This window comes from Pseudomonas sp. Irchel 3F6, from assembly GCF_900187595.1.
Classification (GTDB): Bacteria; Pseudomonadota; Gammaproteobacteria; order Pseudomonadales; family Pseudomonadaceae; genus Aquipseudomonas; species Aquipseudomonas siliginis.
This window is the reverse complement of sequence record NZ_FYDP01000009.1, coordinates 111,350-135,801: the sequence shown is the minus strand read 5'-3', so window position 1 is coordinate 135,801 and position 24,452 is coordinate 111,350. Positions and strand designations below refer to the sequence as shown.

At 62.2% G+C, this 24,452-nt stretch carries 22 protein-coding genes; 14 read left to right on the top strand and 8 right to left on the bottom strand.

The annotated features are described in order from the left end of the window. Positions 1–197 precede the first annotated feature (197 nt). The gene (eat, locus tag CKW30_RS24930) at positions 198–1,562 is read right to left on the bottom strand and encodes an ethanolamine permease (protein WP_095182223.1); all 1,365 of its coding nucleotides are present in this window, start codon (positions 1,560–1,562) and stop codon (positions 198–200) included. Positions 1,563–1,985: 423 nt separating this feature from the next. Here eat and kdpF point away from each other — a divergent pair, with 423 nt between their 5' ends. The 6 genes from kdpF (at position 1,986) to CKW30_RS24900 (ending at position 10,164) form a co-directional block, all read left to right on the top strand. After that, entirely contained in the window at positions 1,986–2,075 is a 90-nt protein-coding gene (gene kdpF / locus CKW30_RS24925) for a K(+)-transporting ATPase subunit F (protein ID WP_007899818.1), read from the top strand. Between the two features lie 8 nt (positions 2,076–2,083). Then, positions 2,084–3,778 (top strand): potassium-transporting ATPase subunit KdpA, encoded by a 1,695-nt coding sequence (gene kdpA / locus CKW30_RS24920; RefSeq protein WP_095182222.1) that lies wholly within the window; start codon positions 2,084–2,086, stop codon positions 3,776–3,778. 10 nt (positions 3,779–3,788) lie between these two features. Beyond that, complete coding sequence (gene kdpB, locus CKW30_RS24915; RefSeq protein WP_095182221.1) at positions 3,789–5,846, top strand: potassium-transporting ATPase subunit KdpB; 2,058 nt, start codon at positions 3,789–3,791, stop codon at positions 5,844–5,846. 228 nt (positions 5,847–6,074) lie between these two features. Then, positions 6,075–6,620, top strand: a complete 546-nt coding sequence (kdpC, locus tag CKW30_RS24910) for a potassium-transporting ATPase subunit KdpC (protein ID WP_095182220.1) — start codon at positions 6,075–6,077, stop codon at positions 6,618–6,620. Between the two features lie 145 nt (positions 6,621–6,765). Then, complete coding sequence (locus tag CKW30_RS24905) at positions 6,766–9,417, top strand: sensor histidine kinase KdpD (RefSeq protein WP_095182219.1); 2,652 nt, start codon at positions 6,766–6,768, stop codon at positions 9,415–9,417. 48 nt (positions 9,418–9,465) lie between these two features. Next, positions 9,466–10,164, top strand: a complete 699-nt coding sequence (locus tag CKW30_RS24900; protein WP_056788412.1) for a response regulator — start codon at positions 9,466–9,468, stop codon at positions 10,162–10,164. 148 nt (positions 10,165–10,312) lie between these two features. Here CKW30_RS24900 and CKW30_RS24895 read toward each other — a convergent pair whose 3' ends face one another. Then, positions 10,313–11,350 (bottom strand): patatin-like phospholipase family protein, encoded by a 1,038-nt coding sequence (locus tag CKW30_RS24895; protein ID WP_041478381.1) that lies wholly within the window; start codon positions 11,348–11,350, stop codon positions 10,313–10,315. Between the two features lie 214 nt (positions 11,351–11,564). Here CKW30_RS24895 and CKW30_RS24890 point away from each other — a divergent pair, with 214 nt between their 5' ends. From CKW30_RS24890 to CKW30_RS24880, 3 genes are all read left to right on the top strand, one after another. Beyond that, the gene (locus tag CKW30_RS24890) at positions 11,565–11,843 is read left to right on the top strand and encodes a hypothetical protein (protein WP_016770894.1); all 279 of its coding nucleotides are present in this window, start codon (positions 11,565–11,567) and stop codon (positions 11,841–11,843) included. A 103-nt stretch (positions 11,844–11,946) separates the two neighbouring features. Beyond that, a complete protein-coding gene (locus CKW30_RS24885; protein ID WP_056788446.1) occupies positions 11,947–12,705 on the top strand; it encodes a CHAD domain-containing protein in 759 nt (252 codons plus the stop codon). Positions 12,706–12,938: 233 nt separating this feature from the next. Continuing rightward, positions 12,939–13,733 carry an acyl-CoA thioesterase II gene (locus tag CKW30_RS24880; protein ID WP_095182218.1) on the top strand — a complete coding sequence of 265 codons (795 nt, stop codon included), beginning with the start codon at positions 12,939–12,941 and terminating at the stop codon, positions 13,731–13,733. A gap of 1 nt (position 13,734) precedes the next feature. Here the strand turns inward: CKW30_RS24880 and CKW30_RS24875 are convergent, their stop codons facing one another. From CKW30_RS24875 to CKW30_RS24865, 3 genes are all read right to left on the bottom strand, one after another. Then, positions 13,735–14,100, bottom strand: a complete 366-nt coding sequence (locus tag CKW30_RS24875; RefSeq protein WP_016770891.1) for an Mpo1-like protein — start codon at positions 14,098–14,100, stop codon at positions 13,735–13,737. A gap of 229 nt (positions 14,101–14,329) precedes the next feature. Further along, the gene (locus CKW30_RS24870) at positions 14,330–15,811 is read right to left on the bottom strand and encodes a methyl-accepting chemotaxis protein (RefSeq protein ID WP_095182217.1); all 1,482 of its coding nucleotides are present in this window, start codon (positions 15,809–15,811) and stop codon (positions 14,330–14,332) included. A 207-nt stretch (positions 15,812–16,018) separates the two neighbouring features. Then, positions 16,019–16,825 (bottom strand): TatD family hydrolase, encoded by an 807-nt coding sequence (locus CKW30_RS24865; RefSeq protein ID WP_095182216.1) that lies wholly within the window; start codon positions 16,823–16,825, stop codon positions 16,019–16,021. Between the two features lie 234 nt (positions 16,826–17,059). Between CKW30_RS24865 and CKW30_RS24860 the strand changes: the two genes are divergently transcribed. From CKW30_RS24860 to CKW30_RS24850, 3 genes are all read left to right on the top strand, one after another. Next, the gene (locus CKW30_RS24860; RefSeq protein ID WP_095182215.1) at positions 17,060–18,481 is read left to right on the top strand and encodes a transglycosylase SLT domain-containing protein; all 1,422 of its coding nucleotides are present in this window, start codon (positions 17,060–17,062) and stop codon (positions 18,479–18,481) included. 112 nt (positions 18,482–18,593) lie between these two features. After that, positions 18,594–19,028: a DoxX family protein gene (locus tag CKW30_RS24855; protein ID WP_095182214.1), complete on the top strand. Its 435-nt coding sequence runs from the start codon at positions 18,594–18,596 to the stop codon at positions 19,026–19,028. Positions 19,029–19,276: 248 nt separating this feature from the next. Further along, the gene (locus CKW30_RS24850; protein WP_095182213.1) at positions 19,277–19,585 is read left to right on the top strand and encodes a hypothetical protein; all 309 of its coding nucleotides are present in this window, start codon (positions 19,277–19,279) and stop codon (positions 19,583–19,585) included. Between the two features lie 6 nt (positions 19,586–19,591). Here CKW30_RS24850 and greB read toward each other — a convergent pair whose 3' ends face one another. Genes greB through CKW30_RS24835 form a run of 3 tightly spaced genes read right to left on the bottom strand, consistent with a single transcriptional unit; the run spans position 19,592 to position 23,311 of the window. Continuing rightward, a complete protein-coding gene (gene greB, locus CKW30_RS24845; protein ID WP_071173132.1) occupies positions 19,592–20,089 on the bottom strand; it encodes a transcription elongation factor GreB in 498 nt (165 codons plus the stop codon). A gap of 34 nt (positions 20,090–20,123) precedes the next feature. Continuing rightward, positions 20,124–22,628: an ABC transporter permease gene (locus CKW30_RS24840; RefSeq protein WP_095182212.1), complete on the bottom strand. Its 2,505-nt coding sequence runs from the start codon at positions 22,626–22,628 to the stop codon at positions 20,124–20,126. Next, complete coding sequence (locus CKW30_RS24835) at positions 22,628–23,311, bottom strand: ABC transporter ATP-binding protein (RefSeq protein ID WP_016770883.1); 684 nt, start codon at positions 23,309–23,311, stop codon at positions 22,628–22,630. The genes CKW30_RS24840 and CKW30_RS24835 overlap by 1 nt, the downstream gene beginning before the upstream one ends. A gap of 10 nt (positions 23,312–23,321) precedes the next feature. On the opposite strand from CKW30_RS24835, the gene CKW30_RS24830 reads away from it, so the two are divergent. Together CKW30_RS24830 and CKW30_RS24825 are read left to right on the top strand one after the other, a co-directional pair. After that, positions 23,322–23,927, top strand: coding sequence for an arylesterase (locus CKW30_RS24830; RefSeq protein WP_095182211.1), 606 nt, complete (start codon positions 23,322–23,324; stop codon positions 23,925–23,927). A 57-nt stretch (positions 23,928–23,984) separates the two neighbouring features. Beyond that, complete coding sequence (locus CKW30_RS24825) at positions 23,985–24,278, top strand: hypothetical protein (RefSeq protein ID WP_016770881.1); 294 nt, start codon at positions 23,985–23,987, stop codon at positions 24,276–24,278. Positions 24,279–24,452 lie beyond the last annotated feature (174 nt).

Here is a 24,452-nt window from a genome sequence, read left to right as displayed (position 1 = left end):
GACGGGCGAGGACTTCGCCGTGCGATGCTGCATACCACCTTTGAGCGAAACGACTTCGCAGTGGTTCCATTCTAGGCCGCTTGCACCCGGTGCATCCGAAATTCCTGTAGGAGCTGCCGAAGGCTGCGATCTTTTGATCTTGAAAAGCAAAGATCGCAGCCTCGTTTCACTCGTCAGCTCCTACAGGGGACGAGTCGTTACAGGCCTGTGAGCATGGCATCCGCCGGCGCATCGGCGCGCAGTTGCCCGGTGAGCATGAAGTAGCAGAACCCCACCGCCATGAAACCGAGGAAAATCAGCCCGATCAGTGTGTTGAACCACGCCATCGCCACCAGGCAAACCACCGCCAGCACCAGCGCGATCAGCGGAACCAGCGGATAGCACGGCGCGCGGAAAGTACGCTCCAGATTCGGTTCTGATTTACGCAGTTTGAACAGGCTGAGCATGCTCATGATGTACATCACGATGGCGCCGAACACGGCCATGGTGATCATCGCGGCGGTGAGTGTCATGCCGCCGAGGTTGATCAGTCCGTCGCTGTAGATCGCCGCGATGCCGATCAGGCCGCCAGCGATGATTGCGCGGTGCGGGGTCTGGAAGCGCGAAAGTTTTGCCAATGAGGCGGGCAGGTAACCGGCGCGGGCGAGGGCGAAGAATTGCCGCGAATAACCAAGGATGATGCCGTGGAAACTGGCGACCAGGCCGAACAGGCCGATCCAGACCAGCATGTGCAGCCAGCCGGAGTTGTCGCCGACCACGGTTTTCATCGCCTGCGGCAGTGGGTCGTTGATGTTGGACAAGGTGCGCCAGTCGCCGACGCCGCCCGCGAAGAACATCACGCCCATTGCCAGCAGCACCAAGGTCAGGATGCCGCTGATGTAGGCTTTCGGGATCGTGCGTTTCGGGTCCTTGGCTTCTTCGGCGGCCATGGCGGCGCCTTCGATGGCGAGGAAGAACCAGATCGCAAATGGAATCGCTGCGAACATCCCGGCAATCGCCGGCGCGCCGAAGACGTCGGAACCGGCCCAGCCATTCAGCGCGAAGTTGCTGAAGCTGAACGCCGGCGCGACCACACCCATGAACACCAGCAACTCAGCCACCGCCAGCACGCAGACGATCAGCTCGAACGTCGCGGCCAGTTTCACCCCGAGAATGTTCAGGCCCATGAACACGACGTACGCGCCGACCGCCGCGTGTTTCGGGTCCAGTGCCGGAAATTGCACATTCAAGTAAGCGCCAATCGCCAGAGCAATTGCTGGCGGGGCGAAGACGAATTCGATCAGTGTGGCCAGTCCGGCGATCAATCCGCCTTTTTCGCCAAACGCGCGGCGGCTGTAGGCAAACGGCCCGCCAGCATGGGGAATCGCGGTGGTCAGTTCGGTAAAGCTGAAGATAAAGCAGGTGTACATGGTCGCGACCATGAATGAGGTCACCAGAAAACCCAGCGTACCGGCCACGCCCCAGCCGTAACTCCAGCCGAAATATTCCCCGGAAATCACCAGCCCCACGGCAATGCCCCACAGGTGCAACGTGCCCAGCGTGGGTTTGAGTTGTGTGTTCATGCGCTTGCTCCCTGAAGGATTGGAAAGCTTCGGGAAGGGCGTGTGCAGTGGGCGTGCCACTACGCTGAAACAAGTCGTAATGAGTTCAAAGCTGTCGCAGCGGGGATGATTGGCGCTGGATGTGCGGGTTTTGTGCGCCAGTTGGGAGCAGCGGAGTCTGTTATGCCGCCTTCGCGGGCAAGCCCGCTCCCACAGGTTTCTGCGTCGTCCGCTGAATTTGATTCCACCGCATAACCTGTGAGAGTCGGGCTTGCCCGCGATGAGGCCCGACCTGACGCTGCAAAAACCTGCTGTAACGCCGGCATAAACCCACTCTTTACGCTTTCTTTATGACCCACGCCGCGCCTCGCTCTCGTTCCTTTACAGCCTCCTTCCCGACAATCGCTGCACACACGGCAATACGCCGTTACACGGAGATCTTCCATGAGCGTTCTGGACGGGGTGTCACTGCTGTTGGCAGTGGGGCTGTTCATTTATCTGTTGGTTGCGCTGTTGCGCGCGGACCGGAACTAGGAGCGGCTATGCACAGTTATGACTATTGGCTGATCCTCGGGTTTTTTGCGCTGGTCCTGCTGCCGGCGCCGTTCCTTGGGCGCTTCTATTACAAGGTCATGGAGGGCCAGCGCACCTGGCTGACGCCGATTCTCGGCCCGGTAGAGCGCGGTTGCTATCGTCTTGCCGGGGTCGATGCGCAGGCGGAGCAGAGCTGGCAGAAGTACACGCTGGCGCTGCTGGCGTTCAACCTCGCTGGCTTCTTGTTGCTGTTTGCGATTCTGCTGTTCCAGGATCATCTGCCGCTGAACCCGCAAAACCTGCCCGGCCAGGAATGGACCCAGGCGTTCAACACCGCGGTCAGTTTCATGACCAACACCAACTGGCAGTCCTACAGCGGTGAAGCGACCCTCAGCTATCTGAGCCAGATGGTCGGTCTCACCGTGCAGAACTTCGTCAGCGCCGCCACCGGCCTCGCCGTACTGGTCGCGCTGTGCCGTGGCATCGGCCATAAGTCGGCGCAGACCCTCGGCAACTTCTGGGTCGACATGACCCGCGCCACGCTCTATGGCCTGCTGCCGCTGTGCCTGCTGCTGGCGCTGTATCTGGTCTGGCAGGGCGTGCCACAAACCTTCGCCCAGTATGTAAATGCCGTGACGCTGCAGGGTGTTGATCAGGTAATTCCGCTCGGCCCGGCGGCCAGCCAGATTGCGATCAAGCAGCTGGGCACCAACGGTGGCGGTTTCTTCGGGGTCAACTCGGCGCATCCGTTCGAGAACCCGACCGCGTGGAGCAACCTGTTCGAAGTCGCCTCGATCATTCTGATCCCGGTGGCGCTGGTGTTCACCTTCGGCCACTACGTCAAGGATCTGCGTCAGAGCCGCGCGATCATCGCCTGCATGCTGGCGTTGTTCCTGATCGGCGGTGCGACGTCGTTGTGGGCCGAGTATCAGCCGAATCCGACCCTGAACAATGCCGCCGTCGAGCAGACCGCGCCGCTGGAAGGCAAGGAAGCGCGCTTCGGTACTACCGCGACGGTGCTGTGGTCGGTGACTACCACGGCGGCGTCGAACGGCTCGGTGAACGGCATGCACGATAGCCTCAACCCGCTGAGCGGCATGGTCGCGCTGGTCAACATGATGGTCGGCGAAGTGATCTTCGGCGGTGTCGGTGCCGGGCTCTACGGCATGTTGCTCAACGTGCTGATCGCGGTGTTCCTCGCCGGGCTGATGATCGGTCGTACGCCGGAATACCTCGGCAAGAAGCTTCAAGCGCGTGAGGTGCAATTGCTGGTCGTAACCTTGTTGGTGATGCCGGTCGGCGTGCTGGTGCTCGGCGCGATTGCCGCCACGGTTCCCAGCGCTGCGGCAACCATCAGCAACCCCGGTCCGCATGGCTTCAGTCAGTTGCTCTACGCCTACACCTCGGCGAGCGCCAACAACGGCTCGGCGTTCGGTGGCCTGGGCGCGAACACGCCGTTCCACAACCTGATGCTCGGCCTGGGCATGTTGATCGGCCGCTTCGGCTACATCCTGCCGGTGCTGGCACTGGCCGGTAGCCTGGCGATGAAGAAAAGCGCACCGGTCGGCCAGAACAGCTTTCCGACTCACGGCCCGCTGTTCGTGACCCTGTTGACCGTGACCATTTTGCTGGTGGGCGGCCTTACGTTCTTGCCGACGCTGGCGCTCGGTCCTGTCGCCGAACATTTAAGTATGGGCTTCTAAGGAATCCATCATGAATATGCCTGCAATCAAACCCGCCGCCGTCAAGGCGCCGGAACAAGCCAAAACCGCGATCTCGGCCCTGTGGCGTCCGGCGCTGGTGCAAGCCTTCGTCAAGCTCGACCCTCGGCAATTGGCGCGTTCGCCAGTGATGCTGGTGGTCGAACTGACGGCGATTTTCACCACCGTGCTGTGCTTCCTTCCGGACGCTGATGTGCCGACCTTCGTCGCCGCGCAAATCGCCCTGTGGCTGTGGTTCACCGTGCTGTTCGCCAACTTCGCCGAGGCCTTGGCCGAAGGTCGTGGCAAGGCTCGCGCCGACAGCCTCAAGGCCGGCAGTGAAGGCCTCAGCGCCCGTTGCCGCCAGGCTGATGGCAGCTTCAAGATCGTGCCGGCTGCCAATCTGCGCAAGGGCGACGTGGTGCGAGTCGAAGCCGGGGAGATGATCCCCGGTGACGGCGAAGTCATCGAAGGTATTGCGGCGGTCAACGAAGCGGCGATCACTGGCGAATCGGCGCCGGTGATCCGCGAGTCCGGCGGCGACCGTTCCGCCGTCACCGGCAACACGCGGCTGGTGTCCGACTGGCTGCTGGTGAAGATCACCACCAACCCTGGTGAATCGACCCTCGACCGCATGATCGCCCTGGTCGAAGGCGCCAAGCGTCAGAAGACCCCGAACGAAGTCGCGCTGGATATCCTGCTGATCGGCCTGACCCTGATCTTTCTGCTGGTGGTCGTCACCCTGCAACCGTTCGCGCACTTTGCCAATGGCAGCCTGCCGCTGGTGTTCCTCGTGGCGTTATTGGTCACGCTGATTCCGACCACCATCGGCGGTCTGCTGTCGGCCATCGGTATCGCCGGGATGGATCGGCTGGTGCGCCTGAATGTGATCGCCAAATCCGGCCGCGCTGTGGAAGCGGCGGGTGACGTGCACGTGCTGTTGCTCGACAAGACCGGCACCATCACCTTCGGCAACCGTCGTTGCAGCGCGGTGTATGCCGCGCCGGGTGTGACCGGCCGTGAACTGGCCGAAGGCGCGCTGTTCGCCTCGCTGGCCGACGAAACCGCTGAAGGCAAGTCGATCGTCGAGTTCCTCCGTGGCCTGCATCCACAACCGGAGCCGGCCCCGGAAACCCTGACCGCCGTGCCGTTCAGCGCGGAAACCCGCTTGTCTGGCGTCGATTATCAGGGCCGCGTGTATCGCAAAGGGGCGGTGGATTCGCTGCTGGCGTTTCTCGGTCAGCAGCGCACCGATCTGGCCCCGGCGCTGGCGCGGGAAATCGACAAGATCGCCCAAAGTGGCGGCACGCCGTTGCTGGTCTGCGCTGACGGCAAATTGCTTGGCGCGATCCATCTCAAGGACGTGGTCAAGCCAGGCATCCGTGAGCGTTTTGCCGAGTTGCGCAAACTGGGAATTCGTACGGTGATGGTCACCGGCGACAACCCGCTGACCGCTGCTGCGATCGCCGCTGAAGCAGGCGTCGATGATGTGCTCGCCGAAGCCACGCCGGAGAAGAAACTCGCGCGCATTCGTCACGAGCAGAACGACGGTCGCCTGGTCGCCATGTGCGGCGACGGCGCCAACGACGCCCCGGCGCTGGCCCAGGCAGACGTCGGCATGGCCATGAACGACGGCACACAAGCGGCACGCGAAGCGGCGAACATGGTCGATCTCGATAGCGACCCGACCAAGCTGCTCGACGTGGTGCAGATCGGTAAGGAATTGCTGGTGACCCGTGGCGCGCTGACGACCTTTTCCATCGCCAACGACATCGCCAAATACTTCGCGATTCTGCCGGCGCTGTTCGCCTCGATTTACCCGCAGCTGGGTGTGCTGAACATCATGCATCTGAGCAGTCCGCAGAGCGCGATTCTCTCGGCCATCGTCTTCAACGCTTTGATCATCGTTGTGCTGATTCCACTGGCATTGCGCGGCGTGCGTGTGCAAGCAGCGAGTGCGGCGGCGTTGCTGCGGCGCAATCTGCTGATCTATGGCGTCGGCGGGATTGTCGTGCCGTTCTTGGGGATCAAGGTGATCGACATGCTGCTTACGGCGTTGCATCTGGTGTAAGGCTGAAAAGAGCCCCTCACCCTAACCGTCTCCCGGGGGGAGAGGGGACTGACCGAGGTGTTTGTGCGAGGTTCGCCGACCTGAAATTCCGAGCCTAACTCGGGTTTGAACAGCGCAAGGATCGGCTCCCTTTCCCCCTCGCCCCCTTGGGGGAGAGGGCTGGGGTGAGGGGGAAAAATCTCCCTGACACCCCGCAAAAGTTTGCCCAACGAATTCGAGGATTTTGAAATGTCCACAATGATACGCCCGGCCCTGACCCTGTTGGCGCTGATGACCCTGATCACCGGCGTCGCCTATCCACTCGCGGTCACCGGCATTGCCCAGGTCGCTTTCCCGGGTCAGGCCAATGGCAGCCTGATCCACGACGCCGACGGCAAAGTCCGCGGCTCGGCGCTGATTGCGCAGGATTTCAGCGGCGACAACTGGTTCCACCCGCGCCCGTCCGCCGGGGCTTTTGCCACGGTCGCCAGCGGCGCCAGCAACCTCGCGCCGAGCAATCCGGCCCTGGCGACCCGCGTAATCGAAGACGCGCAAAAACAACAAGTCGCTGGGCAGGGGCCGGTGCCATTGGCCTTGCTGACCACCTCCGCCAGCGGCCTCGATCCGCACTTGCCACCGGCGGCAATTGCCTATCAACTGGCGCGTGTCGCAGCAGCGCGTAACCTGCCGGTGTCGACCTTGCAGCAATTGCTCGATAAGCACATCGAACAGCCGCTGGTTGGGCCGCCGGTGGTGAATGTGCTGGAGCTGAATCTGGCACTGCAAAACCTGTAATTCAGTTGATACCGATCGTTCCCACGCTCTGCGTGGGAATGCATCAATAGACGCTCTGCGTCTGCTTTTATGGGACGCAGAGCGTCCCGGGCTGCATTCCCACGCAGAGCGTGGGAACGATCATTCGTAAGAGAGAGCATCAAGCATGAGCGACTCCGGCCGCGCCGACGCACTGTTAGCAGACCTGCCCCGCGATGGCCGTGGCCGGCTCAAGGTTTTCCTCGGCGCGGCGCCCGGGGTCGGCAAGACCTACGCCATGCTCCAGGCTGCCCACACGCAACTGCGCCAGGGCGTGAAGGTCCTCGCCGGCGTGGTCGAAACCCATGGCCGCGCCGAAACCGAAGCCTTGCTCGGTGGCCTGCCGCAGCAGCCGTTGGTGCGCAGCGAATACCGTGGCGTGCTGCTTGAGGAAATGGACCTCGACGGCATTCTCGCCGCCAAGCCGAAGCTTGTGCTGGTCGATGAACTGGCCCACAGCAACGCCCCCGGCAGTCGTCACGCCAAGCGCTGGCAAGACATTCAGGAACTGCTCGCCGCCGGCATCGACGTGTACACCACGGTCAACGTCCAGCACCTGGAAAGCCTCAACGATCAGGTGCGCGGCATCACCGGCGTACAGGTGCGCGAAACCCTGCCGGACTGGGTCCTGCAGGAAGCCTTCGAGCTGCTGCTGATCGACCTGCCGCCGCGTGAATTGCTCGAGCGTCTGCGCGAAGGCAAGGTCTACGTGCCGGAACAGGCCCGCGCTGCGATCGACGCGTTTTTCACCCAGACCAACCTTACCGCCCTGCGTGAACTGGCGATGCAGACCGCCGCCGCGCAGGTCGACAACGATCTCGCCCAAGGCTATCGCCAACTCGGGCAGGCCGCGCCGGCGGTGCGCGGGCGTTTGCTGGTCGGTATCGATGGCGATGCGCAGGCCGAACGGCTGGTGCGTCACGCCAGCCGCGTCGCCCAGCGCCGGCATCTGCCGTGGAGTCTGGTGCATGTCGACAACGGCAGTGCGCGGGATGAGCAATCGCGTTTGCGTTTGCAAAGCGCCCAGCAACTGGCCGAACGCCTCGGTGGCGAAGTGGTGCTGTTGCGGGCCGGCGAAGTGGCGAAAACCCTGATTCAACACGCCGCCGAACGCCGCGCCAGTCTGTTGCTGGTCGGCCAGTCGGGGCCACGTCTGCGCCGTCGACTGTTCGGCGGTGGTCTGGCGGCGCGCCTGCTGCGTCAGGCGCACGGTCTGGAAATCAACGTGCTCGACAGTGACCACGAGCAGCGCCAACCGCGCCCGCGCAATTCAGTCACGCTGGTGTGGTTCGACTACGCGCTGGCGCTGGTCGCGACGTTGTTGGCCACGGCCCTGGCCTGGGCGGTGTCGAGTGTGTTGCCGCTGCCGAACATCTCGCTGGTTTTTCTCGCGGCGGTGTTGCTGGTGGCGGTGCGCAGCAGCCTCGGCCCGGCGCTGGCCTGTGCGGCGTTGTCGTTTCTGACCTACGATTTTCTGTTCATTCCACCGAATTTCTCCTTCAGCATTCAGCGCGAAGAAGACGTGCTGACGCTGCTGTTCTTCCTGTTGATGGCGGCGCTCACCGGCAACCTCGCGGCGCGCCAGCGGCGGCAGTTGCAGGCCTTGCGCGATACGCAGGAAGAGACCAGCGAACTGCTCGACCTGTCGCGCAAACTCACCGCCGCGACGGATCGCCAAGCCGTGATCAGCGCTGCCGCGCAACACCTCGAAGGCTGGAGCGATGTGCAATTGTGCTTGCTCAACCGCGACGGCCAGGGCGGCTGGAAAGTCGAAACCGGCGGGCCGCTGCAATTCACCGAGGCCGAACGCGCCGCCGCCGATTGGGCCTGGCAACACGATCAACCGGCGGGCAAGGGCACCGGCACCTTGCCGCTGGGGCGTTGGTGGTGGTGGCCGTTGTCGGTCGAGGACGGGCCGCTGGCGTTGCTTGGTGTTTGCGCCAAGGAAGGCCAGAGCTTGAGCGGTCAGCGCCGACGTTTGCTCACTGCGCTGAGCCAGCCGCTGGCGCAAGCCCTCGCCCGCGCGCAATTGGCCGATGACCTCGAAGCGGCGCGTCTGCACGGCGAAACCGAACAATTGCGCAGCGCTTTGCTGGCCTCGGTGTCCCACGATTTGCGCACGCCGCTGACGGCCATGCGCGGCAGCATCGACAGCCTGTTGGCCCTCGGCGAAGCGATCCCGCTGGAGGATCGCCGCGAGTTGCTCGAAGGCACCCGCGATGAGGCCGAACGCCTCGACCGCTACATCCAGAACCTGCTCGACATGACCCGCCTCGGCCACGGCGCCTTGAAGCTGGCGCGCGACTGGGTGTCGCCAGCCGATATCGTCGGCAGTTCACTCAACCGCCTGCGCGCGGTGCTGGCGCCGTTGCAGGTCAGCACCGAAGTGCCGGCCGAGTTGCCGCTGCTGTATGTGCACGCGGCGTTGATCGAGCAGGCGCTGGTCAATGTGCTGGAGAACGCCGCGCGTTTTTCCCCCAGCCACGGTCGCCTGCAACTGCGCGCCGGTGCCGATGAGCAGGAGATTTTCTTTTCGGTCAGCGATGAAGGCCCGGGGATCCCTGAAGAGGACCGAGCGAAGATTTTCGACATGTTCTACACCGCCGCGCGCGGTGATCGCGGCGGGCAGGGCACGGGGTTGGGACTGGCGATCTGTCAGGGCATGGTCGGCGCGCACGGCGGGCGTATTTCCGTGGCTGAGGGCATCGACGGGCGCGGCACCTGCATCACCTTGCACCTGCCGTTGCAGGCACAACCGGGGATGGACGGTGAAGCTTGAAGTCGACTGCGCTACTCTCTTGCCAATCTATTGTGTTGATGTGAATTCATGAGCCAGACCGCGACCATTTTGGTCATCGACGACGAACCGCAGATCCGCAAATTCCTGCGCATCAGCCTCGCTTCACAAGGCTACAAAGTGCTCGAAGCCGGCACCGGCGCTGAAGGCCTGGCACAAGCCGCGCTGAGCAAACCTGACCTGGTGGTGCTCGACCTCGGGTTGCCGGACATGGACGGTCAGCAGGTCCTGCGCGAGTTGCGCGAATGGGCGACCACGCCGGTACTGGTGCTGTCGGTGCGCGCCAGTGAAGGGCAAAAGGTCGAAGCGCTGGATGGCGGCGCGAACGACTACGTGACCAAACCGTTCGGCATTCAGGAATTTCTCGCCCGGGTTCGCGCGTTGTTGCGCCAGGCACCGGCGGGGGAGGCGCAGCCAGCGGCGCTGAGTTTCGGCCCTCTGACCGTGGATCTGGCCTATCGACGGGTGCTGCTCGATGGCGCCGAAGTCGCCCTGACCCGCAAGGAATATGCGGTGCTGGCGCAACTGGCGCGGCATCCGGGGCGGGTGATCACCCAGCAGCAGTTGCTCAAGGATATCTGGGGGCCGACGCACACCGAGGACAGTCATTATCTGCGCATCGTGGTCGGGCACCTGCGGCAGAAACTGGCGGATGACCCGACCCGGCCGCGGTTTATCGTGACTGAGGCGGGGGTGGGGTATCGGTTGTTGAGTGCTGATGGGTTGTAGTTTTGTGTTGTATGGTCGGGCGCCATCGCGGGCAAGCCCGCTCCCACAGTGAGCTATGTATCACCCAGATTTCATTCCCGCCGAGAACCCTGTGGGAGCGGGCTTGCCCGCGATGAGGCCGGAACATTCACCCACAGCCTTCAGGTAATCAACCCTGCTCCTGCTCATACCGATCCAGCGTATCACTGGCAATCTCCCGCCCCAGCGCGATCAACTCCGGCGCTTTGTAGAACTCGAAAAACCGGCACACCCGCTTCGGCACGTTGATCAGGATATCCGGCGGATACCCGGCAATCTTGTACTGCGCCAGTGAGGTCTGCATCACCTCGAAACTCTGGTTGATCAAATCCAGCAGCGACGCCGGCCCGACGTTATCGATGATGAACGAACCGGTAGCGGATTTCGGTGCGCCTTCGCGTTCCGGGGCGGCCGCCGGTTGCTGGCTTTCCGGTTCGACGCCCTCGAGCCACGGATTGATCTCCGCCGCCTCGGCGCGCAAGGCTTCCTGTTCCAGCTTCAACAATTGCTCGGCCTGTTTACGGCGGAACGGCAACTTCGAACCCATGGATTTGATCAGACTGTCGAAGCGCGAACGGAACGCCGCCGGCCGCTCGATCACCGGCAACTTGTACTGGCGCTGATTGGTGGCGTTGAGGTTGACCGCGATGATCAGGTCGCAATGGCTCGACACCACCGGAACGATCGGCAACGGATTGAGAATGCCGCCGTCGACCAGCATGCGGTTGCCCTGCATCACCGGGGTAAACAGGCTGGGAATCGCCGCCGAGGCGCGCATGGCCTGATGCAGGCAGCCTTCCTGAAACCAGATTTCCTGCTGATTGGTCAGGTCGGCGGCGACGGCGGTGTAGGGAATGCGCAGGTCTTCGATGTTGATCTCGCCGACGATCTTGCGAATCTGCCCGAAGACCTTTTCGCCGCGAATCGCGCCGAGACGGAAACTCACATCGACCAGACGCAGCACGTCGAGGTAATCGAGGCTTTCGATCCAGCGGCGGTACTCATCCAGTTTGCCGGCGGCATAGATCCCGCCGACCACCGCGCCCATCGAACAACCGGCAATGCAGGCGATGTCGTAGCCGCGTCTTTCAATTTCTTCGATAACGCCGATATGGGCATAGCCCCGGGCGCCACCGGAGCCCAGTACCAGTGCGACACGCTTTTTCATCAAACTTCCTCCGGACAAGCCTGCACAATGCACGCATCGGCCAAGCGGCTCAATCGCCAAGGTCGTTGCGCGAAGCGGTGACGTCGTTTTTCGTTCGCGGCGCACGCTTGCGCGCTATGCTCTGCGCCACGTGGTTTGACCGATCAGCGAGGCACTTTTTCACCGCTTGACCGTCTTACCTGCACGACTGTTGACCTACCTTGAGGTGTGAGTGATGAAAGCCTGGATCTGTGTACCGTTGATGGCTCTGGTTCTGGCCGGTTGCGCCGGCAAAACCGCGTACCGCGACAGTTGCGGCAGCCAACTCGATGCGGCCTGGCACGAACTGGACCTGGCCAAGGCTGAAGGCTTCGCCGGCACCGTCAGCTATTCCAAAGCGCTGTCGCTGCTGACCGCCGCCAAGACCCAGCAACAATTCGAAGGCTTCGAAGGCTGCAGCAAGAAAGCCGAGAAAGCCCGCTTCTACATTCGCGAATCCCGCGCAGGACGTTAACAGCAGCTGCAAGTTTCTAGCTGCAAGCCGCAAGCTTTGAAGCAATCACATTCAGCTTGAAGCTTGTAGCTAGAAGCTTGTAGCTGTCTACGGAGTAGACCCCATGATCGATCGCTTGGTGGCTCATGTGTTGAGCCTGGATGTGCGGCTACTGGCATGTCAGGCGCGCCTGACTGCGCGCACTGATCCCGAGGCGTTGCATGATTTGCGCACCACGGTGCGGCGCTTGCGCAGTCTGTTGCGGCCGTTGCGCGGCTTGCCGGGTGTCGAGCAACTGGAGGCGGCGGCGTCTGCGGTGGGCGAGTTGACCACACCGTGGCGTGATCGCGAAGTGCTCGCGGCGTATCTGCTCGAGCATGATCAGCCCGAGGCTGCGCAGCGGCGTCTGGCGCAAATGGCCGAGGCGTATCCGGCGCTGGCGGCGAGTGCGGAATTGGCTTCGTTGCTGATGATTCTCGACGCCTTTCCACGGTTTCTGCGCGCGTCCGAGCGTCAGGGCTTGCTCAAAGATCTGGATAAACGCATTGAAAAACGCCTGGGCAAACAATGGCAGAAACTCGACGAAGCGCTGCACGATCCCGCCCATGACCGCCATCGCCTGCGCCTGCTGATCAAGCGTGTGCGCTATGGCATCGAAGCCTATCCCGAGCTCGATCGCTTGCCGAAGCCGGCCTACAAACGCCTGAAATCCGCGCAAGGCGCACTGGGCGACTGGCACGATTGCTGGCAATGGCTGGCGCGCGCCGAACAGGAGGCTGATCTGCAGCCGTGCGTGGCCACCTGGCAGGCCGGGTTGATCAAGGCAGAGCTGAAGGCCGATCAAGTGCTGGAAAAGCTCAGCGCTACGTGTTTCAAATCCTGAAGCTTGCGCATCCCCTGTAGGAGCTGCCGAAGGCTGCGATCTTTTGATTTTGATTTGCAAACAGATCAAAAGATCGCAGCCTCGTTTCACTCGACAGCTCCTACAAGGGTTTTGCGGCGAAATCGAAAAGTGCCAAGGCCTATCTGTCAGCCCATTTGACCGGAATAGACGCTGCGCCGCCGCCCGGGGCTGGGTAAGATCCGCGCATTCCTTTCTCGTTTTCCGAGGTTGCCATGCGCTTTTGCGATCTGCTCGATGCTGTCCGCCAACAACCTGAAGTAATCATCCCCGCCGAATGGGGGCAGGGCCGCGCCAGTTTTGGCGGACTGGTGGCCGCGCTGCAATTTGAAGCCATGCGCGCCAGGGTGCCGACGGAGCGCCCGGTGCGTTCGCTGGCGATTACCTTTGTCGGCCCGGTCGAGCCGGAAGTGCCGGTGAGTTTCGAAGTCGATGTGCTGCGTGAAGGCAAAGCCGTCAGCCAGGTGTTGGGCCGCGCCATGCAGAATGGTCAGGTGGTGACGATCATTCAGGGCAGCTTCGGTGCCTCGCGGCCCTCGGAAGTCGCTGTCGAAGCCTACCCGGCGCCGACCATGAAACACTGGGACGAATGCCAGGAGCTGCTCTACATCAAAGGCGTGACCCCGGAATTCATGCGCCATCTGGCGATGCGCTGGAGCGTCGGCGGTATTCCGTTTTCCGGCACGGCATCGCGCTTGATGGGCGGCTGGGTGCGGTTGCGTGGGGATGTCAAAGAGGAGCCGGTCAACGAGGCACATCTGCTGGCACTGGTGGATGCCTGGCCGCCGGCGCTGTTGCCGTATCTGAAGAAGCCGGCGCCGGGTAGCACGCTGACCTGGACCATCGAATTCGTGCAGCCGTTACACGATTTGAGCACGCTGGACTGGTGCCAATACCTGGCCGACATCGAATACGCGGCCGACGGTTACGGCCATGTCGCCGCGAAGTTGTGGAGCGCGAAAGGGGAGTTGATTGCCATGAGTCGGCAGACCGTGACGATCTTCGCCTGACTCAATGCCGACGGTGGCGCTCACGCCAGGCGCGCCACCAGCCACCGCTGAGAAAGAACCGCGGAAAGGTCAGAAACTGCTCGACCAGCAAACGTGACACGGCATCTTTGCGATCACTGAACGGCTCGGAGGCTTGCGCCTCCAGGCCGTGGCCGTGGCGCTGCAGACCCAGCGCCGCGATGATACCGATCACGCCGATGGCGACGCTGGCCAGGCTCAGACTGAACACTCCCGACACGATCAACAGAAACGCCACGATGAACAGCGGCACGGCAATCAAGTGCAGGACCAGATTGGTCGGATGCTGATGATTGCCCGGGTAGGCGCGCCATTGCCATGCGGGAAGGTTGGGGTGACGTTTGCCCATGTTTGCTACTCCTCGATCCATGTTGAACTTCATGGTTGAAGAATAGGCCCGGGCGCGGAGCGCGGCGAATCAAGGTTGGCTATTGAGCTGATAGCGGCGATGGCAAAATTTGATGTCGCCTGAGCGGACGGCATCGCGGGCGAGCCCGCTCCCACAGTGTGCTCGGTGTACGCACAATTGTTGATTGTCGAAAATCCCTGTGGGAGCGGGCTTGCCCGCGAAGAGGCCATCAGAGTTTCAACTGACCTATCGCCTTGTTCAGCGCCCCGGCCAACGTCGCCAGCTCATTACTGGTCGTCGCCGAATCCACCGTCTGCTGCACGGTGTTCTCGGTCACGTCACGAATACTCACCACCGCGCGATTCATCTCCTCGGCAACCTGACTCTGCTGTTCCGCCGCCACGGCAATCTGCGTGTTGCTTTCGCGCATCTGCGCCACCGCTCCGGTGATTTCCGCCAGCGCCGCGCCAGCCTCCTGCGCCTGCTGCACGCAGTCGTCGGCTTTGTACGAACTCTCCTGCATGAAATCCACCGCATCGCGGGTGCCGGCCTGCAACGCGGCGATCATGCCGGTGATCTCGTCGGTGGAAGCCTGCACGCGCTTGGCGAGATTGCGCACTTCATCGGCGACCACGGCAAAGCCGCGACCCATCTCCCCGGCGCGGGCCGCTTCGATCGCCGCATTCAGCGCGAGCAGATTGGTCTGTTCGGCAATGCTGTGAATCACGCTGACCACGCCGTTGATCTTCTGGCTGTCCTCGGCCAGGCGTTGAATCATTTCTGCCGTCTGCTGCACGCCGTTGGACAACCCGGCAATCGATTGCTGCACCCGCGCCACCACCTGCTGACCGCTGCCGGCGAGGCCATCGGCGGTTTTCGACAGATCGCGGGTGGCGCCGGCGTGTTGCGCGATGTGATAAACGGTGGCGGTCATTTCGTTGATCGCGGTGGCAGCTTGGTCGGTTTCGCTCTGCTGGCCGAGCATGCCGCGGCGCACATCATTCATGCTCGAGGCCAGCCGCGCAGCACCGTCATCCAGTTGGCGCGCGGTATTGGCAACGGTGCTCACGACGCGTTGATAACCGGCCTGCATGGCGTTGAAGGCATTGGCCATCTGCCCGACTTCGTCCTTGCCCACCAGCGGCACACGAGCAGAAAGATCGCCGGTTTTTTCAACGTGCAGCATCACGTCTTTCAACGTGTTGAGCTGGCTGAGCAGAAAACGGATCAACAGTTGCGAGGCGCCGAGCATCGCCAGCATCAGGACGAAGACCGCCACGGCATAGTTGGCGAAACGCTCGCTGAACACCTGGCTCAGGCTCGGGGCATAGGCGATGACCGCCACTTGCTCGCCGTCGGCACGGCTGAACACTTCGGCGCCGATCAACGGATTCTCGCCAAACAGCGGCATTTCATTGATGGCGTTCCAGCCGTTGCTGCCGGTGATTTCCAGCAGCGGTTGATCATTGAGACGCGGCGCTTCACTGCGCTTGAATGTCAGCACTTGGGCGGACTTGGGCAACGGTTGCCCGAGCGGCCAGGCCTTGAGCAACTGCGCCTGCGCTTGCGCGGATGCCTGCGCGGCGTGGCTGCGGGCCTGCTGTTCGAGATGTACGGCGTACAGTACGAGCAGCAGAGTGGTGACAAAGGCGACCGCGTTGACCGCCCAGAATTTGTATTTCAGCGAGATGTTGCTAAGCCAGGCACCCATGGAGGTCTTCTCTGATAGCGGAAACAGTTTTGGCAAGGTGCCATTATTGTGCCGCTATGCAGATTCGGGAGTTTTGATATGAATCAACAGATGCCGAGATCTATTGTGGGAGCGAGCCTGCTCGCGAAAGCGTTGCGTCCTTCAGCCCATTTGTAGCTGATCCACCGCCTTCGCGAGCAGGCTCGCTCCCACAGGGGAAGTGTGCAGTCAGATGAGAATGGGGAGTTTAAAAAACGCCCGGGCACATGCGGTGCTATGCGCGGCCAGCGCTTCCTCGGTCTCGCCGCGATGCAACGCCACCTCGCGCAGCACTTCGCTCAGATACGCCGGCTCATTGCGGCCGTTTTTCGGCTTCGGCCGCAACGTGCGCGGCAGCAGATATGGCGCATCGCTTTCCAGCATCAGCCGTCCCGCTTTGATCTCTTTGACCAGTGGATGCAGATGCGTGCCCCGGCGTTCGTCGCAGATCCAGCCGGTGATGCCGATGTGCAGATCCAGATCGAGGTAGCTGAACAAAGCCTTTTGCTCGCCAGTGAAGCAGTGCACCACCGCCGCCGGCAGTTGATCGCGGAAGTCCTTGAGGATTTCCAGCAGGCGCTGGCTGGCATCGCGCTCATGCAGGAATACCGGCAATTGCAGTTCGACGGCCAGCGCCAGGTGTTCTTCGAGAACCTTTTCCTGTTGCGGGCGCGGGGAGAAGTCGCGGTTGAAATCCAGCCCGCATTCGCCCACCGCGACGACGTTGGATTCGTTCAACAGACTGCGCAGACGACGGGCGCTGTCAGCGTTCCAGTCGCTGGCCGAATGGGGGTGAATACCGGCGGTGGCGAACAGCCGTTGGCCGCTTTCATCCAGTTGCCGGCACAGTTCCAGCGCCTGCTCGCTACCCTCGACGCTGGTGCCGGTCAGTACCAGTTGGCAGACGCCGGCGGCATAGGCACGGTCGAGCACGGCCTGGTGTTTGTCGGCGAAACTGGGGTTGGTCAGGTTGACGCCGATATCGATGAGTTGCATGGTGCTACCTCGGGCCGAAGGCCGGAAAGCATATCAGAGCTGTAGATTTATAAGAAAAGCCAAGAACTACAACGACTTATGGCTGTCTGTTGAGGCCGCGAAGGACTCCGGGGTGGCGACGATGCCATCACTGTGCCAGTCTCTCGCACTTTATCAGCGCGCAAAGCGCTCTGTTTTCGTCGGTGATGTCGTCTTTTTTGCGACGAATCGCCCGGTATTCTTTTCGGAGAGTGGATGCATCGTCCCTCGGTTCTGCTGCTGTTGTGTGCTGCGTTGCTGCTGCCGATGACGGCGGTCGCGCGCCTGCCCGGGCCGCTGCAAGCCGTGCCGGCGAGCAAGGTTCGCGACCTCTCCGAAATTCGCAGCAGCCGCGTGTTGCGGGTGTTAGTCAATCAGAGCCGCAACAGCTCCGGCGAAGTCCAGGGTCAGGCCATCGGTGTCGAGTACCACCGACTGCGCGCGTTCGAGCAATACCTCAACGGCCACGCTCGCGACGGCCAGGAAGTCACCCTCAAAATCATTCCCAAAGCCAAGGATCAATTGCTCGGCGCCTTGCAGCGCGGCGAAGGCGATATGGTCGCGCCCGGTGAATTGCTCGATCTGCCTTCTGGCTACGCGGTCGCCAGCAGTGAGCCGATTGCCAGCAACGTGCCGCTGGTGCTGGTCGGGATCAAGGGCCAACGCCGTTACACCAAGGTCGAGCAACTGTCCGGCAAGACCCTGGCCTTGCCCACCGGTAGTGCGGCGGGGGAGGTGGTCAGTCAGCTCAACCAGAAACTGGCGCTGCACAAACTCGCGCCGATCAATATCGAGTGGGTCGATCCGACGCTGGCGGTCGAAGATGTGCTGGAGATGGTCCAGGGCGGGATTTTCCACCTGACCATTGTCGAGCAACCGATTGCCGAGCGTTGGGGCAAGATCCTGCCGAAGCTGCGTCTCGATCGGCAGCTGAGCCTCGGCGAGCCGGGCGAAGAACATTGGTTCGTGCGCCGCGATGCGTCGATGTTGCGCGCGAGCATTGATCGCTTCCTCACCGGTTACAAGAGACCGTCGGATGAAGACGCCGCTTTCCTGCGCATCTATCGACGCCTGTATCAGGTGCACAATCCGCTGGCCAAGGCCGATCGCCAGCGTCTGGAAAAACTCCGTCCAACCCTGCAGAAGCACGCCGATGCGCAGAACATGGACTGGCTTAACCTGGCGGCGCTGGCGTTCAAGGAATCGCGTCTGCAGCCCAACGCTCGCAGCGGCAGCGGCCCGACCGGGCTGATGCAGATCACTCCGTCCGCCGCGCAACGGGTCGGCGTGAACAATATCCAGAATCTCGATGCGAATGTGCAGGCCGGCGCCAAGTACCTGGCGATGATCCGCCGCAAGTTCTTCAGCAGCCCGAAACTCAACGAGCGTGAGCGCATGGCGTTCACCCTCGCCGCGTACAACATCGGCCCCGAGCGCGTGCAGGGCATGCGCGCGGAAGCCCGCCGCCGTGGCCTCAATCCCAACCAGTGGTTCTTCCAGGTCGAGCGCATTGCCATGGAGCAGGTGGGGATGGGCGCCGTCAGCTATGTTAATAGCGTGAACAAGTATTACCTGGCATTCGACCGGGAGCGAGAGTCGCTCGAGCCCCGGCAGCAGAAAGTGGTCACACGGAAATAATCTAACAATTCGATTGTTATGGCGAAATTTTTGCGCTTTAAACATGAAATAAACTGATTAATATAGAGACCAACCCAAACACACAAACACTCTGCACAACAAGGAATGCACCATGAGCTCTCTGATCAACAAGGTTCTGTTCACCCGCGCCGGTTACGGCCTGACTGTCCTGCGCATTGCTGTCGGCGTGATCTTCGCCGCCCACGGTTCGCAGAAACTCTTTGGTCTGTTCGGTGGTTACGGCTTGGCCGGCACCGCACAATGGATGGAAAGCATTGGCCTGACCCCCGGCTACCTGATGGCCTCGCTGGCTGGCGGTACCGAGTTCTTCGCCGGTCTGGCGCTGATCATCGGCCTGCTGGCACGCCCGGCGGCACTCGGTCTGGCGTTCCTCTCGCTGGTGGCGATCTTCTCGGTGCACATCGGTAACGGTCTGTTCATGGCCAACAACGGTTATGAGTTCGCTCTGGCTCTGCTGGCCGGCAGCATCGCGGTACTGATCGAAGGTGCCGGCAGGCTCTCGGCGGATCGCGCCATCGCCGGTTGAAGGCTCTGGCTCAAGGCAAAGGCCCGCATTGCGCGGGCCTTTTTTGTTGCTGGCGATTCTTGACACTGATCGGTCACGTTCTCTAGGATGTTGCCCATGCGCCGATTTAAACAGCTACTTGCGGGGCGCCAGGTGACTTCTACAGTTACCGTCAGAAGCCGGAACAGGGCTTCGAAATACCGCTAAAGCGCTGGTTCGGTGTTGCCTCTCACCTGCCATGCAGACTTTTGAGGCAGAGACACGACACGATGAACGCACTACGCCCTCCAGCACGTCCCGCGCCGATCACGGCACATGTCACCCAGCGCAACCCGAAAATCCTTCTTGGCGGCAAACACCAGCCGACGCTGTTGCGTTATCTCGATGGCTGGCCACGTCGCAGCGGCGGTCCTGCCGCGTTCCTGATCCAGTTTGTCGATGACGGCGAGTCGCTGGCGCGTTTCGCCACCGACAGCTTTGATCTGGCGGTGATTCAGGCGCCGAGCGCAGAAGATGCGCCGGACATGATCAAGCAACTGACCCGCGTAGCGCGGCAGGGCCTGATCACTCGGCGCTGATCAGTCTTACGGGTATTCAATCGCAACGATGTAAACGAACTGCTCGCCGGTCGGCGTTTGCACCCGCACTTCCGCGTCGAGTGCCTTGCCGATCAGCGCGCGGGCCAGCGGCGAGTCGATGCTGATCAAACCTTGTTTGAGGTCCAGTTCATCGGGGCCGACAATGCGGTAGCGCGACTGCTTGCCGTCTTCGTCTTCGATGGTCACCCAGGCGCCGAAATACACCTTGTTTGGATCGCTGGGTTTTTCGCTGACTACCTTGAGCGCTTCCAGGCGTTTAGTGAGAAAACGCACGCGACTGTCGATTTCGCGCAGCATCTTCTTGCCGTAGGTGTATTCGGCGTTTTCCGAACGATCACCCTGCGCCGCCGCTTCACTCACAGCCTGGGTGACCTGCGGGCGACGCACATGCCACAACTCATGGAATTCGGCGCGCATCCGCGCTTCACCCTCGGGGGTGATCAGCGCGGTGCCGGCGGTGCGGGGAGGGCGATAACGACTCATGGCGACTTCTTGTGATTAAGACCGCTTGAGTCTATCAACCCTCGCGCAGCACTGTCAGCGGGCTGGCATTCAGAGCGCGACGCGTGCCGAACACACCGGCGCCCCCAATCAGCGCGGCGCCAATCAGCGGCAGCACCAGCAGCCATGGATGCGGATGCCATGGCAGATCAAAAGCGAAGCGGTACAGCACCAGACTGACCACCTCCGAACCGATCGCCGCGAGCAGACCGCTGACCGCACCCAACAAACCGAATTCGATACGCCGCGCCTTGATCAGCAATTGCCGCTCGGCACCCAGCGCGCGTAACAGCGCACCCTGGCGGATGCGTTCATCCAGCGTCGCTTGCAGGCCGGAGAACAGCACCGCCATCCCCGCAGCCAGAACAAACAACAATACATATTCCACCGCCAGAGTGACCTGAGCGAGGATGCTACGCAGCTGTTCGAGCAACGCTTCGACCTGCAGGATGGTCACCGCCGGGAAGGTCCGCGACAACTCGACGATCTGCTGATCATGCCCCGGAGCCAGATAGAAACTGGTCAGGTAAGTCGCCGGCAGATCCTTCAAGGTACCGGGCTGGAAGATCATGAAGAAGTTCGGCTGGAAGTTGTCCCAGTTGATCTCGCGCAGGCTGGTGACCTTCGCTTCGCGATTGACGCCGCCGACGCTGAATACCATGTGATCGCCGAGTTTGAGTTTCAGGCTTTCGGCAACCTTGCCTTCCACCGAGACCCCCGGCACATCATCGGACGGCTGGCCGCTCCACCACGAGCCGGCGGTGAGCTTGTTGCCGGCCGGCAGATCCGCCGCCCAGGTCAGGCTCAGGTCACGCTGAATGGCGCGGTCACCGGCCGAGTCCTTGCTGACGATCTGTTGTACCGCTTCGCCATTGATGCTGATCAACCGACCCGGCACCACCGGATACAACGGCGCCGCTTGCGCGGACACCTTGATCAGGTGATCGGCGAAAGCCTTTTTGTCCGCCGGGAGGATATTCAGCGCGAAGTAGTTCGGCGCATTTTTCGGTAGCTGGTTCTGCCAGGTGTCGAGCAATTCGCCGCGCAGCAGTGCGATCAGCGCCATCGACAACAGGATCAGACCGAACGCCAGCGACTGCCCGGCCGCCGCCAATGGATGCCGCAACAACTGGCCAAGGCCCAGACGCCAAGGCAACGAGGCGCGGGCCAGCATGCGGCGCAGGCTTTGCAGCAGCAACAACAGCAGGCCGCCCAGCACCAGCGCGGCGACTACGCCACCGCCAAGCAGGGCGAAGGTCAGCAGCAGATCCAGACTCAGACGCCACATGATCAGGCCCAGCGCACCCAACGCCGCGCCGTACACTATCCATGTGCTCGAGGGGATCGGCAGCATGTCGCGGCGCAACACCCGCAGCGGCGGCACGCGACCCAGTGCAGCCAAAGGCGGCAAGGCAAAACCGGCCAGCGCCACCAGCCCGGTGCCAATCCCGGCCATCGCCGGAAACAGGCCGCCCGGCGGTACGTCACTTGGCAGCAAATCATGCAGCAACGCGAACAGCCCCAGTTGCGCCAGCCAGCCGAGCAGGGCGCCACTGATGGCGGCAATCAGGCCGAGCACGGTCAGTTGCAGGCTGAACAGCACCATGGTTTCCCGGCGTGACAAGCCGAGGCAGCGCAGCAAGGCACTGGCGTCGAAACGCCGACTGGCGAAACGATTGGCCGACAGCGCCACGGCCACGCCAGCCAACAACACCGCGACCAGACTGGCCATGTTCAGATAGCGCTCGGCCTTGCCCAGCGCACCGCCAATCTGCCGGTTACCGTCACGGGCATCCTGGATTCGCTGGTTTGCAGCGAGGCCCGGTTTGATCAGCTCGCGATAAGTTTCCAGCGCCTGCGGTTCGCCGCGCCACAGTTCGCGATAACTCACCCGGCTGCCCGGTTGCACCACGCCGGTGGCGGCGAGGTCCTCAAAATTGATCAACACCCGTGGCGTCAGGCTGTAGAAGTTGCCGGCGCGATCCGGCTCGTAGGTCAGCACGCGGGTCAGCTTGAGCGTCTTCATGCCGACGTCGATGCTGTCGCCGATCTTCAGATCCAGCGCGGTCAGCAGACGCGCCTCGACCCAGGCTTCACCGGGTTGCGGTTCGCCGCCGACTTCTTCATTGGCAAATGGCGCGGGCGCGCTTTTCAGCTCGCCGCGCAAAGGATACGCGCGGTCGACGGCTTTGATGCTGGATAACTGAATGCCATTGTCAGTGGCGATGACGCTGGAGAACTCCACCACTTGCGCATGATTCAGGCGCAGTTCGGTGCCGCTGCGGATTTGCTCCTCGCGGGCCGGCGAGCTGCCTTCAAGGACCAGATCGGCACCGAGAAACTCGGTAGCGCGCAGCATCATTGCGCCATTGAGGCGGGCGCCGAAGTAGCCGATCGCGGTGCTCGCCGCGACGGCCACCACCAGCGCGAAGAACAACACGCGCAATTCTCCGGCGCGGGCATCGCGCATGAGCTGGCGCAGGGCAAGGCTGAACAGACGCAACAGCGGCAGACGTGCCATCAAGGCTCCAGAGGGGCGACCAGCAGCCCGGCTTCAAGACGGATCAGGCGCCGGCAGCGATGGGCCAGGCGTTCGTCGTGGGTCACCAGCACCAGGGTGGTGCCGCGTTCCTTGTTCAATTCGAACAGCAAGTCGCTGATGCGCTCGCCGGTGTGGCTGTCGAGGTTGCCGGTCGGCTCGTCGGCGAACAGCACGTCCGGTTCGGCGGCGAAGGCGCGGGCGATGGCCACGCGCTGCTGTTCACCACCTGAGAGCTGGCGCGGCGAGTGGGTCAGGCGCTGGCCGAGGCCGACGCGCTGAAGCAATTGCGTAGCGCGCTCGCGGGCATCTTTGCGGCCATCGAGTTCAAGCGGCAACATGACGTTCTCCAGCGCATTGAGACTGTCGAGCAACTGAAATGACTGGAAGACAAACCCGACATGCTCGGCGCGGATTCGCGCGCGCTGGTCTTCGTCGAGATTGCTCAGGCCCTGGCCGGCGAGGGTGACTTCGCCGCTGCTCGGCAGGTCGAGGCCGGCGAGCAGGCCGAGCAGAGTGGATTTGCCGGAACCGGACGCGCCGACGATGGCCAGGCTGTCGCCCTTGTTCAGTTCCAGGCTGAGTTCGTGCAGGATAGTCAGTTCACCTTCCGCGCTAGGGACCACTTTGCTGAGGTTCTTCGCGGTGAGAATGCTTGCGCCCATGGAGAATCCGATGCGTGTATGGTTTTTGAGTGCTGGCCTGGCCTTGATGTGCATGGCCCAGAACGCAGCGGCGGGTACTGTCCTGATCGTTGGCGATAGTATCAGCGCCGGTTTCGGCCTGGATACCCGTCTGGGGTGGGTCTCGCTGCTCGAGCAGCGCCTCAAACAAGAGGGTTTCGACGATAAAGTGGTCAACGCCTCGATCAGTGGCGACACCAGTGCCGGAGGCCTGGCGCGGCTGCCGGCGCTGCTTGCAGAGCATAAGCCTGAGCTGGTAATCCTCGAGTTGGGTGGCAACGACGGCCTGCGCGGGATGCCGCCAACGCAATTGCAACAAAATCTTGCTTCGATGATCGACAGCTCGCGGCAGAGCGGCGCGAAAGTGCTGCTGCTCGGCATGCAGTTGCCACCCAATTATGGCAAGCGCTACACCGATTCGTTCGCCGAGGTTTACGGCAAGCTCGCCGATGAGAAAAACATCCCGTTGGTGCCGTTTTTTCTCGAAGGTGTCGGTGGTCATCCGGACCTGATGCAGGCCGACGGTCTGCACCCGGCTGCCGGGGCTCAGGGCAAGTTGCTGGAAAATGTCTGGCCGACGCTAAAACCGCTGTTATGAGGCTTTTCTAGAGGCAGGCTTTCGGCTAATGTGGCGCCCCCTAATTTGGAGCCCCCGATGCCGCGTCCTGCCTGGTCCCTGTTTGCCTACCAACTGATCGAGCCTGACGAGCAGCTGGATCTGTTCGCCTGCCAGGAAGTGCGGGTGCATCTGGTGACGCGTCAGCTGGAACTCGGTGGCTCTGCCGATCGCACGCTGTGCGGCACGCTGCTGCCAGCGCAACCGCGCTGGTCGAATGTTGATCGCCGGGTGTTCCAGGATCAGCGTCTGTGCTCGCTGTGCCGGGCGATTCTCGAATCGCAGAAGCGCGGTACGTCGCCGATCTGGCCTGAGCTGCGTTTCGAACTTTAAGATCAAAAGATCGCAGCCTCGTTGCACTCGTCAGCTCCTACAGGGAATGCGTTGCAAATGTAGGAGCTGACGAGTGCAACGAGGCTGCGATCTTTCAGGGCGCGACACGGTCTATCGGCGTGTCTCCCGAATCCCCAAGCCGCGGTGTACAATCGCGCCCTTATACCCTTGATG